We start from the raw sequence: 14234 nt of genomic DNA on the forward strand, positions 1-14234 counted from the left end.
CTTATATGAAAACGATTGTCATTTAGAAGAGGGGGTGGCGATTCCGCGCGCTGCGGACCCCGTCCCCGACAGCGGCAGTTCGAAGTGGACGACGCTCTGACCGCCGCCCGGCAGCACGCGCTCGTCGCACACCTCATGCGCCAGCGACCGCCAGAACGGTTCGGCGCCGGGCACCGCGGGATCGGTGTGCAGATAGACCGCCTCGTAGCCGCCGGCCCGCGCGACGAAGTCGCGGAGTTCGCGCACCATCCGGCGCGCGAGCCCGTGCCTGCGATGCTCCGGGGCGACGTAGATCCGGCAGAGCTGGGCGGTCGTACCCGACGGAAAGCGGTCCGCGACCCACTGCGGATTGGGTGGCGCCTGCGGCCCCCGGTCCCGCACGGCGCCCGTCGCGACGATCTCCCCGTCCCGCTCGGCCACCAGCAGCGTGCAGCGCGCGCGGCGCAGATAGGCGGCCTCGGGATCGATGATGTCGGCGTGCCAGCGCGGTACATAGCCCGAGCGCAGGTCACGGTAGACGGTGTCGAGCATGACGGCTCGCGCCCCGCCGATGTCCGCCGGCCCGGCGGTGCGCACGACGTACCCGTCGGCTTCGGCCCACACCGGAGCGATCGTCGCCGTGCCCATCCGGAGCTTCACCGTCCCTTGCCGCACCACGTCTTTGCCGGATCAGCGTACGTGCAACTGATGTGCAACAAGGTCGCGGGGCCCCGGGCCTCGGGCGGACCCATGGGGTGCCCGGGCTCCGGGCCTCGGGGACGGACCCACCGCCGCCGGGGCTCCGGGCCTCGGGACGGGACCCACGGGAGCCGGGCCCCGGACCTCAGGACGGGCCCATGGGCCCCGGACGGCTCAGCCGGTGCGGTAGACCAGAGCGGTCGCGATGCCGGCGATACCCTCGCCCCGCCCGGTGAACCCGAGGCCGTCGGAGGTGGCCGCGGAGAGCGAGACCGGTGCGCCCACGGCGGCGGAGAGGACCTTCTGCGCCTCGTCGCGCCGCTTGCCGATCTTCGGCCGTACGCCGACGACCTGGACCGCGACATTGCCGATCTCGAACCCCTCGGACCGGACGATCCTGGCCGCCTCGGTCAGCAGCGTGACGCCCGCGGCGCCGGACCACTCGGGGCGTCCGGTGCCGAAGTGCTGCCCGAGGTCGCCGAGACCCGCAGCCGAGAAGAGCGCGTTGCACGCGGCGTGCGCGACGACGTCGGCGTCGGAGTGGCCGGCGAGCCCGGGGCCCTCGCCCTCCCACAGCAGGCCCGCGCACCAGAGCTCGCGGCCCTCCTCGAAGGCGTGGATGTCGGTGCCGATCCCGACGAGCGGGATGACGGGCGCGCCGCGCCCGCCGGAAGCCGCGGAAGCCTCAGAACCCATCGTTCGCCCTCCTGCGTGCGAGAACCGCCTCGGCCAGGACCAGGTCCAGCGGCCGGGTCACCTTGAACGCCTCCTCGTGCCCGGGAACGACCACGACGGGCGCCCCGAGCCGCTCGACCATGCCCGCGTCGTCGGTCGCGCCCTCACCGCTGAGAGCGACCTCCTCATGGGCGCGCACCAGGGTGGCGCGGTCGAAGCCCTGCGGGGTCTGCACCGCGCGCAGCCGGGCCCGTACCGGAGTGGAGAGCACCGGTTCGGGCTCCCCCGGCGCGCCGGGCTCGACCTCCTTGACGGTGTCGGCGAGCGGCAGCGCGGGAACGACGGCGGGTGCCCCGTCCCGTACGGCCTCGATCACCGCGTCCACCGTGTCGACGGGTACGAGCGGGCGGGCCGCGTCATGGACGAGGACGGCGCAGACGTCGGCGGGCAGCGCGTCGAGGCCGAGCTTCACCGACTCCTGCCGGGTGTCGCCGCCCGGCACGACGAGGAACTCCGTGCGCTCGGGCAGGGCGTGCTCGTCGAGCAGGTTCCTCACTCCGGGTGCGCCGTCCGGCGGTGCGACGACCACGACGAGGGACACGTGGCGGGACGCCGCCATGGCCCGTACGGCGTGGATGAGCATGGGCGTCCCGCCCAGCGCGCGGAGCGCCTTGGGGGCCCCCGGGCCGAGCCGTACGCCGCGGCCTGCCGCGGGGATCACGGCGGCGGTGCGGTAAGGACGCGATTGATCAGACATCGGTTGCACTCCGAAGCATCGGCATGTTTGTCTCCACGGCCGACGTGGGTATGGCCACAAGCGAGCCGGGCGCTACGCCATGACTCGACCGGGACCCTTTCCGTGACCCCGGGCGAGGCGGGTAACGCCCCGGCCGCTCGGGATCGGCCTCACACGTCGACTTCACAAGATCGCGAGCAAAGTACCGGGGGATCGTCGATGAGGCCAACGCATCGACGCATCAGGGAGAACATCCGGGTTTGCCGGGCCGCGCCGTCCGCAGGCGTCCGTCCACGGGCCGGAGCCGGATCGGAACCCTTGCCAGGTATCTTCCGGTATCTCCCGCCGGGCGTCCGCGCCGTGGCTGGACATGCCGCAGCGCCCGACGACACACCGTGTATACGGCTGGTCAGCGGGCACCGCGGCACATTATTTACGACCGGTGCGATCCGGTTCAGGACGCGAGAACCTCGTCGAGAAGAGCCTCGGCCTTGTCCTCGTTCGTGTTCTCCGCGAGAGCGAGCTCACTCACCAGGATCTGGCGAGCCTTGGCGAGCATGCGCTTCTCACCTGCGGAGAGTCCACGCTCGCGCTCACGGCGCCACAGGTCACGAACTACTTCCGCGACCTTGATGACATCGCCGGATGCGAGCTTCTCGAGATTTGCCTTGTAGCGTCGGGACCAGTTCGTCGGCTCCTCGGCATACGGTGCGCGCAGCACCTCGAAGACCCGGTCCAGCCCTTCCTGCCCGACCACGTCACGCACACCTACGAACTCCGCATTGTCCGCCGGTACACGCACCGTCAAGTCGCCCTGGGCGACCTTGAGCACCAAGTAGGTCTTGTCCACGCCTTTGATCTGGCGAGTTTCGATAGCCTCGATCAGCGCGGCCCCGTGATGGGGATAGACCACGGTGTCGCCAACCTTGAACGTCATGTGACAGGTACCCCTTCCGTGGCTATCAAGAGTAACACGAGAACAGCTTCTCCTGAATGGCGTTTTCGCAGGTCAGGGCATATCTCGGGGCTTGACAACTGCAACAGGGACGTGCTGCGGAAGGCTCCTGGGGGACGGTATTCGCAGGTCGGAGCGGCTGCGCAGCCGAGGAGAAACACGGACGTCACATCGACCGGAACCCGCTTGGAAGTGACTGAACGTCCCGTTTTGCCGGGTTCTGGATGCGGAACATTCCGTACTCCGTTCGGGGATCGATCACCCGTCCGGCGGTAAGTGTCGATGCCCAATGAAATTGATCAACACCGGGCGCCGCGAGGATTATGCGCAATGAATGCGCCGCAGCCGCTTGAACAGGGTCGCGAAGCGCGGGTGAACACACGGGGCGGACCCGGGGCGGAATTGATCAAGCGCGATATGCGCACGGCGCGCGAATGATCTCGCGCACGACGGCCCCGGATCCCCGGGGCCATAAGGGGCGGGTCGGGTGCGGGCCGGGGACGGCGGCTCGGTAACCTGGCCGCCGACACACCCTTGGGGCGGCTTCACACCGCGTCGCCCGACCCCGTCCGTACGTCCGCTCGTTCAAGGAGTTGCCACCGCCGTGAGCCGCAGCCTTCGACACGGCGCCCTCGCCGCCACTGCCCTCGTGTTCTCGATCGCCGCGCTCTCCGCGTGCGGAGCCGGCAAGGACGCGCAGACGCTCGGAGTCAGGCCCGACAACGCCGCCACCTCGTCCGGCGACATCCAGATCCAGAACGCGAACGTCGTCACCCAGCCGGAGCGCGACGCCGAGGGCCCTGCCGTGGTCACCGCCACGCTGTTCAACAACGGCCCCACGGCGGAGACCCTCGACGCCATCACGCTGCAGGGCAGCAGCGGCTCCGTGAAGCTGCACGCCGCCAAGGGCTCGGGACCGGTCGTCGTACCGGCCGGCGGCCAGGTGATCCTCGGCGGCGCGGGCAATGCCGCCGCCGTGATCGACAACGGCCACGAGGCCACGCAGGTCGGCAACGTGCAGCCGCTGGTCTTCAAGCTCAGCCGGACCGGCGCCATCTCGATCGGTGCGTCCGTCGTGCCCGCCAACAGCTTCTTCAAGGGCTTCGGCCCCAGCTCGCTGCCCCAGGTCCCGAAGAAGCCCGGTCAGTCGCCCGAGGCGTCGCCGTCCGGTTCCGCTTCACGGACGCCGGGCGCTTCGTCCGGCAGCCCGTCCGCCCCGGCCCCGGAAGGCGACACCGTCACGCCGAGCGACGCGGCCTCCGACTCGCAGCAGCCGGGCTGACCGCACCCCGCACGCATGCAGGTGTGGCTGAGGCGCCTCCCGGTCCGGGAGGCGCCTCAGCCACACCTGCATGCGTATCCGGGCCGGTTTACGGCTCGAACTTGTACCCCAGGCCCCGCACCGTCACGAGGAACCGCGGAGCGCCCGGGTCCGGCTCGATCTTGGCGCGCAGACGCTTCACGTGGACGTCGAGCGTCTTGGTGTCGCCCACGTAGTCCGCGCCCCAGACCCGGTCGATGAGCTGCATCCGGGTCAGCACCCGGCCGGCGTTGCGCAGCAGCATCTCCAGCAGGTCGAACTCCTTCAGCGGCAGGTCGACCTTGCCGCCGGAGACCGTGACGACGTGACGGTCCACGTCCATCCGGACCGGGCCGGCCTCCAGGGCGGCCGGAGTGACCTCCTCCGGCTCCCCGCGGCGGCGCAGCACCGCGCGGATGCGGGCGACGAGTTCGCGCGAGGAGAAGGGCTTGGTCACATAGTCGTCGGCCCCTATTTCCAGGCCGACGACCTTGTCGATCTCGCTGTCCTTGGCGGTGACCATGATCACGGGAACGTTGGACCTGCTGCGCAGCTGCCGGCAGACCTCCGTGCCGGGCAGGCCGGGCAGCATCAGGTCGAGGAGCACGAGGTCGGCGCCGTTGCGCTCGAACTCGTCCAGGCCGTCGGGGCCGGTGGCCGCGACGGCGACCTCGAAACCTTCCTTGCGGAGCATGTAGGACAGGACGTCGCTGAAGGATTCCTCATCCTCGACGACAAGCACTCGGGTCACGGAAGAGCCTCCGGGGCAGGGAACGAATCAAAAGAGTCGGGTGCGGCGTCCGGGAAGGACGCCTCGTCGCCGTTGACGATGAGGGAGCCGCCGGATGCGCGGTCCCGGTCCCGTACGGAGCCCGCTTCGGGCAGCCGCAGGGTGAAGGTGGAGCCCTGTCCCTCCGAGCTCCAGACGGTGACCTCCCCGCCGTGCGAGGCGGCCACGTGCTTGACGATGGCGAGGCCGAGGCCGGTACCACCGGTGGCGCGCGAGCGGGCCGGGTCGACGCGGTAGAAGCGTTCGAAGACCCGCTCCCGGTCCGTCTCCGAGATGCCGATGCCCTGGTCGGTGACGGCGATCTCGATCTCGTCCCCTCCGGGCACGACCACCCGGCGGGCCGCGATGCCCACACGGGTGCGGGCGGGGCTGTAGTTGACGGCGTTCTCGACGAGGTTGCCGAGGGCGGCGGCCAGCTGACCGCGGTTGCCCCATATGCGGAGCTCGGCGGTGCCCCCCGCGGCCATGGTGATCTGCTTGGAGCCGGCCTGCTGCCGGCAGCGGTCGATGGCCTCGGCGACCAGTTCGTCGACCCGGACCGGCTCGGCGTCCTCCAGCGGGTCGTCGTTCTGTACCCGGGAGAGGTCGATGAGCTCCTGCACGAGGTTGGTGAGCCGGGTCGCCTCGATCTGCATCCGGCCGGCGAACCGCTCCACCGCCTCCGGATCGTCGGAGGCGTCCATGACGGCCTCCGAGAGCAGGGACAGCGCACCGGTCGGGGTCTTGAGCTCATGGCTGACGTTGGCGACGAAGTCGCGCCGGACCGCTTCGATGCGGCGCGCCTCGGTGAGGTCCTCGACCAGCAGCAGCACCAGCCGGGAGCCCAGCGGGGCGACCCGGGCGGAGACCGCGAGGGCCTCTCCCCGGCCCGTGCCACGCCGGGGCAGGTCCAGTTCGACCTGTCGTATCTCCCCGTCGCGGCGGGTGTCCCTGGCCATGTTCAGCATCGGCTCGACGGCGAGCCGTCCCCCCCTGACCAGTCCCAGCGCGTAAGCGGCGGAGCTGGCCTTGACGACGCTGTCGCTCTCGTCGAGCACGACCGCGGAGGAGCTGAGCACGGACAGGACCGTGTCGACCCCGGGGGGCAGAGGGGCTCCGCTGTCGGGCCGCAGGGACGTACGCGTGGGTTTCTTCTGGTCGCGCTCGCTCCAGCGGAACGCCAGCATGGCGATCACACCGGTACACACCCCGGCGATCGCTGCAGCTGCGGCGACCGCCGCGTTCACGTCCATGGCTCCAGGTTATGCGGCCCGGCGGACACTCTCCCAGCCGTCCGAGTGCCTGTCCGAACACTCGTCGCCCAGAGTTCACCGAGGAGCAAGCACCGGTTCACTTGGTCGGTCGGAACCCGACGCGTACGCCCATCACGGTGGCAATGTGGGGTTCAGAGCGGCCCCGGACTCGGTTCAGGACTGGAGAGGGACTTCCCATGCGTGACGCGTACCACGAGGAACTCGACTCGATCGGCGAGGGGCTGGTCGAGATGGCCCGGCTCGTCGGATCGGCGATCGGCCGGGCGACGACGTCCATGCTCGACGCCGATCTCAAGCTCGCGGAGTCCGTGATCGCCGCGGACCAGAAGGTCGACGACCTCCAGCACGACCTGGAGGCCAGGGCCATCGCGCTGCTGGCCCGCCAGCAGCCGGTGGCGACCGATCTGCGGATCGTGGTCACCTCGCTGCGGATGAGCGCGGACCTGGAGCGCTCGGGCGACCTCGCCCAGCACGTGGCCAAGCTGACCCGGCTGCGCTTCCCGCAGTCGGCGGTCCCGCACGACCTGCACGCCACCATCCTGGAGATGGGCCAGCTCGCGCAGCGTCTGATGGCCAAGGCCGCCGAGGTGATCATCACCAAGGACGTCGATCTGGCGCTCCAGTTGGAGCAGGACGACGACGAGATGGACCTGCTGCACCGCACGCTGTTCCAGCACCTGATGGACGACCGCTGGAAGCACGGCATCGAGACGGCCGTCGACGTGACGCTGCTCGGCCGCTACTACGAGCGGTTCGCGGACCACGCCGTCTCGGTGGCCAAGCGCGTCGTCTACCTCGTGACGGGCGAGCACGCGGACGAGCTCCAGCAGCCGACGCCGGTCGAGGGCGCGTAACGGCCCACGGATCCGCACACGCGTTCCTGCGCGTGTGCGCCGTTGATGCGCCCGCCCGGGTGGGCATGCAATGGGGTGGGGCGCCACGACTTGTCCGTACGCCCCGGCCGTGGGCCCCGTGCGGGTGTGCGGCCCGTCGTACACCTTGAGGAGGAACCATGGCCGATTCCCCCACGACCGAACCCCAGCAGGAGACACCCGCCGACGCGGCGCACCGGGGCGCCCTCGGCGCCTGCGGCTGCGGCTCGGGCTGCGGGTGCGGCTGCCAGTCCGGCGCGCCGTGCCAGTGCGGCGGCTGCTCCGGCTGACGGGGCACGCGCAGCGACGGAGGGCGCCCCGCGCGGACGGTTCCGCGCGGGGCACCCCCCGCCCCGGCCGTCGGTCAGGCCGTCCGCTCCACGGCGGGCGCGGGCCCGGCGCCCCCGTCGGCTCCGGCCGGGTGGTTCGCCGGGACCGCGGGGGTCGATGTCGCGCCGTCCTGCGGCACGCTCCGCATCAGCAGCCAGTACCCGAAGGCCGCCGCGGTGCCCAGAACCGCGCACGTCCCCCACAGCCACCCGGCCCCGAAGTGGTCGATCACCACACCGGACATCAGCGGGGCGACGAGTGCCGCCGCGGACCACGACAGGGTGTACATGCCCTGGTAGCGGCCCCGCCCGTGGGCCGGTGAGAGCTGGACGACCAGCCCGTTCTGCACGGGCGCGTTGACGATCTCGGCGACGGTCCAGACGCAGATGGTCAACGCGTAGACCGCGACCGAGCCGGCGAAGGCCGTCAGCCCGAATCCGTACCCGGCGAGCAGCGACGACACGATGAGCAGCCTGCGCGGGTCGCGGCTCTGGATGAACCGGGTGACCGGGATCTGCAGCACCACGATGAGGACGCCGTTGACGGCGACCGCCGTACCGAAGTCGGAGCTGCTGAACCCATCGGCCCCCATGGCCACCGGCAGCCCCACGTACCCCTGCTGGAAGATCAGGGCGATCACGAAGGACAGTCCGACGACGCCCATGAAGCGGCCGTCGCGCAACACCGTGCCGAGCCGTACGTCGTCGGCCGCGGCGGCATTCGGCACCGTGGACGTGGACATGGCCTTCTGCGGCCGGGACTCCGGCACCTTCATGAAGACGACGACGGCGCAGAACAGGGTCATCACCGCCTCGCCGACGAAGCCCGCGAGATAGCTGTACTCGGCGACGAACCCGGCCCCTGCGGACGAGACCGCGAACCCGAGGTTGATCGCCCAGTAGTTGAGCGAGAAGGCCCGCACCCGGTCCTTCGCCGGGACGATGTCGGCGATCATCGCCTGGACGGCGGGCCGGGAGGCGTTGCTGGCCATACCGACGACGAAGGCGACCGAGGCGATCGCCACCGGATGAACCATGAAACCGAGCACCGCCACCGAGACCGCGGTCGAGAGCTGCGCGACGAGCATCGTGGGGCGCCGGCCGAAACGGTCCGTCATCACCCCCGCCCCGAGCGAGGAGACGACCCCGCCGAGACCGTGCAGGGTCGCGACCAGACCGGCGTACGAGGCGGAGTAGCCCCGGTCCAGCGTCAGGTACAGAGCCATGAAGGTGGCGACGAACGCCCCGAGGCGGTTGACCAGGGTGCTGGTCCACAGCCACCAGAACTCCCTGGGGAGGCCGGCGACCGTTTCACGGGTGGCCCGTCTGAGACCGGCGACAGACATGCGGGTTCCCCCCGGGGCGTACGGAATCGGATGCGGCGGTAAGCGGTCCGCCACCGGTCCGAACATTACAAATCCTGGATTCGGGCTTGCCACTCAATTGACGCCACCCGTCAATCGGAGCCGCCCCGCCCCCGCCCTGTCCGCCCTGTGGCCGGGCGCGCGCGGCCCTTACGGGTTCGATTACGCTCGGACCCATGGCCGACGCACCGTACAAGCTGATCCTCCTCCGCCACGGCGAGAGCGAATGGAACGCGAAGAACCTGTTCACCGGATGGGTGGACGTCAACCTCACCGAGAAGGGCGAGAAGGAGGCGGTCCGCGGCGGTGAGCTGCTCAAGGACGCCGGCCTGCTCCCCGATGTACTGCACACCTCGCTCCAGAAGCGCGCCATCCGCACCGCCCAGCTCTCGCTGGAGGCCGCGGACCGCCACTGGATCCCCGTCCACCGCTCGTGGCGCCTGAACGAGCGCCACTACGGTGCCCTGCAGGGCAAGGACAAGGCGCAGACGCTCGCCGAGTTCGGCGAGGAGCAGTTCATGCTCTGGCGCCGCTCGTACGACACCCCGCCGCCCGCCCTCGAGGACGGCACCGAGTTCTCGCAGAGCGACGACGCGCGCTACGCGACGATCCCGCCGGAGCTGCGCCCGCGCACGGAGTGCCTGAAGGACGTCGTCGTCCGCATGCTGCCGTACTGGTACGACGGCATCGTCCCGGACCTGCTGGCCGGCCGCACGGTCCTGGTCGCCGCGCACGGCAACAGCCTCCGGGCCCTGGTCAAGCACCTCGACGGCGTCTCGGACGCCGACATCGCGGGCCTGAACATCCCGACGGGCATCCCGCTCGCGTACGAACTGGACGCCGACTTCCGGCCGTTGAAGCCGGGCGGTACCTACCTGGACCCGGATGCGGCGAAGGCCGCCATCGAGGCCGTGAAGAACCAGGGCAAGAAGAAGTAGAAGAATCGATCATGCCCCCGGTCCGCGAACACTGCGCGGGCCGGGGGCATTGTCACGTGACACGTCATTCGCTGTGACGTCGCGGCTGAACAGGCACGAGAAGGCGAAGTCGGAAGCGAGGCAACACGTGGTCACCGCGCACCGGATCGATCCGACACGTGTGGAGGAGACCGGGCCGGAGCGCGTCTGGTACACCTCCTACGGCTCGAACATGCACCTGGACCGGCTCGCCTGCTACATCCAGGGCGGTCGGCCGCCGGGGGCCGCCACGGTGCATCCGGGGTGTAGAGACCGTCGCCTGCCCAGCCGATCCGTTCCTGTGGAACTCGAGGGCGCCCTGTACTTCGCCACGGAGTCGCCGGTCTGGCGGGGCGGCCGGGCCTTCTACGATCCGCACGGTGAAGGGCGACTGTATGCGCGTGCGCACCTCGTCTCGGCATCACAGTTCGCGGACATCGCTGCCCAGGAGATGTACAGGGTCCCAGGTGCGGACCTGGATCTGAGTGAGGTCCTTGCGGAGGGTGTGGATCGCCTCGGGACCGGTCGTTACGAGACGTTGGGGCTTGCCGGGAATCAACACGTCGGTTTGATCTTGTTTTTGTCGAGGTCGAGGAATCTCGCGATGTCAGTCGGCGTGCGGAAGCGGGCGGTCGAGGCAGGGATGTGAACTCCGTGGGCTTCCAGGAGCGGGCGGACTTCTTTCGCCGCGCGGCTGATGGTCATGGCGGTGGTGTTGAAGAGCTGGCCCAGGAGGTCCATGGTCGCGAGTTTTCGCAGGTGGAGCACGGTGGCCAGGACTCGGTCGGCTGGGGTGAGCTTGGGTTTGGCTCCTGTGCCAGGGGCCACCAGGCGTTGGTGGCCTCTGCGGGTGCGGAGCACTTGCTCGCGTTGAATCTCCATCGCTGGAGTCAGCACGTCGATGAGTTCGTTGAGCTGCCGGCGGGTCATCCCGGTCAGTTCCGGGTCCTGTAGCGAACGCTGCGTGAGGCGGGCCGGTCCGTCCGCCAGGGCCTCGTCCTGTGTGCTGGTGGTGGTCGCCGTGTCCGTCGGGCGCTGGGGGTGGAGGGTGTAGTTCCAGTCGCCGTGGAAGCGGTGGCGGGTGATGGGCAGGGCGGCGATCTCGTCGTCGCTGACGCGGATGCCGGTGGGGTACTCACCGCTGTCGAGTTCGGCCTGGACGGTGAGGCCGGTGCGGCTGGTGGTCGCGGCGATGGTCTGGAGCATGACTTCGTGGCTGGTCAGGGGCCTGCCTCGCCAGTTCATGGTGATGTGGGAGAACAGCCGGTGCTCGATCTTGTTCCACTTCGAGGTGCCGGGCGGCAGGTGGCACACCGTGATCTCAAGGCCGGTCTCGGCGGCGAGATCGGCGAGCTGGGTCTTCCAGCCCCGGGTGCGGTAGCCGTTGGAGCCGCCACCGTCTGCGGTGATCAGCAGTCGGCGGGCGCCGGGGTAGTCGTGCCGGCCGACCGCCTGCCACCAGCGGCGGATCGAGGCGACGGCGAATGCCGCAGTGTCGTGATCGGTGCCGATGCTGACCCAGCCGGTGTTCGCCGTCATGTCGTAGATTCCGTATGGAATTGCCTTCTCGGCCTGGCCGGGGAAGTCGTGCGTCTTGACCCTCACGGGCTGTCCTGCGGGCTGCCATTCGTGCCCGGCGTTCTTGTAGTCGCCGATCAGCTCCTTCTTCTTGCTGTCCACGCTGATCACCGGGTCACCGGCGTCCCTGTGATCTCGTGCCTGCTCGTTGAGGTAGCGGAACTGGGCATCTCTGTCGGGGTGCTGGGCACCTTCAATGGTCTTGGCGTTGGCCTGCAGGCTGAAGCCTTCCTCCCGCAGCAGGCCGGCGACGGTGTCGGCGGAGACCCGGTGCCCCTGGCGGGTGAGCTCTGCCGCCAGTTTCCGGGTCGACTTCGTCGTCCAACGCAGCGGCGACATCGGGTCGCCCCGCTCGTCGGGCTCGACCAGCGCCAGCAGTGCCGGCCGCAGCCCAGAGTCCAGCTCGGCCGCCTTCTTCCGCCCTCCGCCGGGATGGCGCACCCGCCCCAACGGGGCCTGCCCGGAGTCCAGTTCAGCCGCCCCACGCGAGACCGTGGCCTCCCGGACCCCGGCTGCAGCGGCGACGATCCTGATGCCGCCATGCCCCAGCGACAGTGCTTCCGCCCCTATGGCCAGCCGACGCTGACGCTCGTCCAGATGCGGCAACAACACCTGGAACTTCGCCGCCAGAACGGCCTCGATCCCCTCCGGTCTCCCCATACCAGACCAACGAGCCCCACAGCTGGAAGCCACGACTTGTTTCCCGGCAAGCCCTTGGTGTGCGCGGGGCAGATGGACGGACTGCCCGTCCTCACCTTCACCGCCCCTTGGAGCGCGAGCGAAGTGGCCCCCGTCGCCCCCTCCCGGGACTATGTGCGCCTTCTCGCGACCGGGTTGCTGGAAGCAGGCGCTTGGGACGCGGGCGCCGTCGCTGCTTACGTTGCCTCGGCACGTGGAGCAGGCGACCGGTGGTCGGAGCGCGCGGTCCGCGACCTGTTGGAGAGTGGCCGAGGCGGCTTGGAGAGTCGCTGAGGCGGCTCGGCGGACTCGCGCTCCCGTCGGGGCCTTCCGGTGACCGGGCCGTCGCGCCTGCCCACATTGCTCCGGGACGAAGAAATCGGTCCCCGGCCCGGTGCGAAACCGGGCCGTCGCGCCTGCCCACATTGCTCCGGGACGAAGAAATCGGTCCCCGGCCCGGTGCGAAACCGGGCCGCCCGCCACGCACCGCACGACGGCCGCAACCGCTAACGTGACCGGAGAGCAAGGAGAGCGGGGAGAGCAACAATGAGTGAGCCCCTGAAGACCTTTGTCGGCGGCGCCGAGGTCGAGGTGCCCAACAGCATCCCGGCCATCCGCGACGCCCTGCCCGACACGAGACGCGAGGAGTTCGACCGCGCCATCAACGACGCCGGGGTGCACGAGATCCAGTCCGTGATGCGGCACTGGATGCTCGAAGCCGTACCCGATCCGGAGGCCGAACGGATCCTGGACCGGCTGGCGCGGGACGAGGCCGAGAGGCGGAGCGTCGCTTGAGCTTCCGGATCTCCTACGCGCCGCCCGCGGACGACACCCTGGCCAAGATGCGGGAAGGCGACACCTTCCGGGCCGAGATGGCGCGCTCGCTGGGGCGCGACCCGTACGGGTACGGCTCGTCCGCCGTCAAGAGTGAGCACGATCGCCGGGAGGCGACGGTCGCCGGGGCGATCGTGCTCTATTACGTCTCCGGGTCGGTCCTGACCGTCACCGTGGTGCGGCTCGTCCCGCTCCCCTGACCCGCACTCAGGCCAGCTTGGCAGCCTGGGCGTCGATGACCGAGGTCGGCAGGTCGAAGTCACCGCCCGCGCCGGACGCACCCAGGTTGAGCGAGGTCAGCGAGGCGAGCGTGGTGCCCTGGCGGATCTGAATGAGCTTCATCGCGCTCTTCTCGCCGTCCGCCTCGACCGTCACGGTCCACGCGACGGCTTCCTCGCCACCCTTGACCGGTACTTCGGCGATCTTGGCGATCTTCTGCTTCGAGCCGGCCGCGGTGAGGGAGAAGCCGGACGCACACTCGGTCGCAGCGGTCCGCAGACCGGCCAGCGTCTCCTGCGCACCCCTGCCGTCGTAGGAGGCGAGCGTGGTGAGCGTGGTCGTGATGTCGAACGCGGCCTTGAACGCCTCAGCAGGGTCGTCGCTCTCCTTGTCGCCGCCCTTCTTGGGCTCGCTGACGACCTTGCGCTGCGTGGACGCCGCGGGCTTGCCGGCCTTGGCACCCATCAGGACGTCGGCGAAGACGTCACAGGCGGCCTTGTCGGCGGTGACGTCCTCGGCCGCGATGGCGTCGGCCGGACCGGCCTTGGCTATCTTGTGACCCTTGACGTCGCCCTGGGCCAGCGAGACCTTCTCCAGCTCGGCCGCGCCGAGCGCCTTGGCGGAGGCGTCCGCCCCCTTGTCCGCCGGCTTGGCGGAAGCGGAGTCGCCCGCCTTGCCGTTGTCCTTGACCGCCGCGTCGGAACCGCAGGCCGCGGTGAGCAGGGCCAGGGACATCACGGTGGCGGCAACAGCGGTACGGCGTATGGCAATGGGTCGCATGGCCCGTCTTTCTGTCTCAAGGTGATTCGCCCGCACGAAAGCGGCCGACGCCGGGTTCGGCGCGGCTGTCAGGATTGTGGGGGTGCGTCAACTCTATGAGCTTGCTGTGGTTTGGCAATCCGTCAAAGCGGGCATCGCCCGTGATCGTGACGACGTCGTGATCACCGCGTGAAAGCCCTGAGCTGGGCATGTGCCACGGATGGCAGCATCACGTCACGGGGTGACCGCTCGAAGGGG

General features: G+C 69.9%; 15 protein-coding genes and 1 pseudogene. 7 read left to right on the plus strand and 9 right to left on the minus strand.

From position 1 onward, the window contains the following. Window positions 1–18: 18 nt before the first annotated feature. From OG538_RS16140 to OG538_RS16155, 4 genes are all read right to left on the minus strand, one after another. Window positions 19–627 carry a GNAT family N-acetyltransferase gene (locus OG538_RS16140; RefSeq protein ID WP_406094210.1) on the minus strand — a complete coding sequence of 203 codons (609 nt, stop codon included), beginning with the start codon at window positions 625–627 and terminating at the stop codon, window positions 19–21. Between the two features lie 225 nt (window positions 628–852). Further along, window positions 853–1374, minus strand: a complete 522-nt coding sequence (gene ispF, locus OG538_RS16145) for a 2-C-methyl-D-erythritol 2,4-cyclodiphosphate synthase (RefSeq protein WP_406094212.1) — start codon at window positions 1372–1374, stop codon at window positions 853–855. Further along, window positions 1364–2110, minus strand: a complete 747-nt coding sequence (gene ispD, locus OG538_RS16150) for a 2-C-methyl-D-erythritol 4-phosphate cytidylyltransferase (protein ID WP_406094214.1) — start codon at window positions 2108–2110, stop codon at window positions 1364–1366. The genes ispF and ispD overlap by 11 nt, the downstream gene beginning before the upstream one ends. Window positions 2111–2543: 433 nt before the next feature. Beyond that, the gene (locus OG538_RS16155) at window positions 2544–3026 is read right to left on the minus strand and encodes a CarD family transcriptional regulator (protein WP_006380568.1); all 483 of its coding nucleotides are present in this window, start codon (window positions 3024–3026) and stop codon (window positions 2544–2546) included. 622 nt (window positions 3027–3648) lie between these two features. Between OG538_RS16155 and OG538_RS16160 the strand changes: the two genes are divergently transcribed. Further along, window positions 3649–4326, plus strand: coding sequence for a DUF461 domain-containing protein (locus OG538_RS16160; RefSeq protein ID WP_406094216.1), 678 nt, complete (start codon window positions 3649–3651; stop codon window positions 4324–4326). 88 nt (window positions 4327–4414) lie between these two features. Here the strand turns inward: OG538_RS16160 and OG538_RS16165 are convergent, their stop codons facing one another. Both OG538_RS16165 and OG538_RS16170 read right to left on the minus strand, forming a co-directional pair. Beyond that, window positions 4415–5095 (minus strand): response regulator, encoded by a 681-nt coding sequence (locus tag OG538_RS16165; protein WP_406094218.1) that lies wholly within the window; start codon window positions 5093–5095, stop codon window positions 4415–4417. Beyond that, window positions 5092–6366 (minus strand): sensor histidine kinase, encoded by a 1275-nt coding sequence (locus OG538_RS16170; protein ID WP_406094220.1) that lies wholly within the window; start codon window positions 6364–6366, stop codon window positions 5092–5094. The genes OG538_RS16165 and OG538_RS16170 overlap by 4 nt, the downstream gene beginning before the upstream one ends. Window positions 6367–6563: 197 nt before the next feature. On the opposite strand from OG538_RS16170, the gene phoU reads away from it, so the two are divergent. Continuing rightward, on the plus strand, window positions 6564–7241 hold the full coding sequence (phoU, locus tag OG538_RS16175) for a phosphate signaling complex protein PhoU (protein WP_406094222.1): 678 nt from the start codon (window positions 6564–6566) through the stop codon (window positions 7239–7241). 158 nt (window positions 7242–7399) lie between these two features. Further along, the gene (locus OG538_RS16180; protein WP_406094224.1) at window positions 7400–7549 is read left to right on the plus strand and encodes a hypothetical protein; all 150 of its coding nucleotides are present in this window, start codon (window positions 7400–7402) and stop codon (window positions 7547–7549) included. A gap of 74 nt (window positions 7550–7623) precedes the next feature. Here OG538_RS16180 and OG538_RS16185 read toward each other — a convergent pair whose 3' ends face one another. Next, on the minus strand, window positions 7624–8934 hold the full coding sequence (locus OG538_RS16185; protein WP_406094226.1) for an MDR family MFS transporter: 1311 nt from the start codon (window positions 8932–8934) through the stop codon (window positions 7624–7626). A gap of 194 nt (window positions 8935–9128) precedes the next feature. On the opposite strand from OG538_RS16185, the gene OG538_RS16190 reads away from it, so the two are divergent. Both OG538_RS16190 and OG538_RS16195 read left to right on the plus strand, forming a co-directional pair. Beyond that, window positions 9129–9890, plus strand: a complete 762-nt coding sequence (locus OG538_RS16190; protein ID WP_406094228.1) for a phosphoglyceromutase — start codon at window positions 9129–9131, stop codon at window positions 9888–9890. Between the two features lie 127 nt (window positions 9891–10017). Continuing rightward, a pseudogene (locus OG538_RS16195) lies at window positions 10018–10461 on the plus strand (histone deacetylase); the annotation flags it as partial. Window positions 10462–10463: 2 nt separating this feature from the next. Here the strand turns inward: OG538_RS16195 and OG538_RS16200 are convergent. Next, entirely contained in the window at window positions 10464–12146 is a 1683-nt protein-coding gene (locus OG538_RS16200) for an ISAzo13 family transposase (RefSeq protein ID WP_406091731.1), read from the minus strand. A 564-nt stretch (window positions 12147–12710) separates the two neighbouring features. Between OG538_RS16200 and OG538_RS16205 the strand changes: the two genes are divergently transcribed. Further along, complete coding sequence (locus OG538_RS16205; RefSeq protein WP_406094230.1) at window positions 12711–12959, plus strand: hypothetical protein; 249 nt, start codon at window positions 12711–12713, stop codon at window positions 12957–12959. After that, window positions 12956–13198 carry a hypothetical protein gene (locus OG538_RS16210; protein ID WP_406094232.1) on the plus strand — a complete coding sequence of 81 codons (243 nt, stop codon included), beginning with the start codon at window positions 12956–12958 and terminating at the stop codon, window positions 13196–13198. The genes OG538_RS16205 and OG538_RS16210 overlap by 4 nt, the downstream gene beginning before the upstream one ends. Window positions 13199–13205: 7 nt before the next feature. Here OG538_RS16210 and OG538_RS16215 read toward each other — a convergent pair whose 3' ends face one another. Further along, complete coding sequence (locus OG538_RS16215) at window positions 13206–13997, minus strand: hypothetical protein (protein ID WP_406094234.1); 792 nt, start codon at window positions 13995–13997, stop codon at window positions 13206–13208. Between the last annotated feature and the right edge of the window lie 237 nt (window positions 13998–14234).

Origin of the sequence: Streptomyces sp. NBC_01013, from assembly GCF_045162765.1 — a bacterium.
GTDB lineage: Bacteria > Actinomycetota > Actinomycetes > Streptomycetales > Streptomycetaceae > Streptomyces.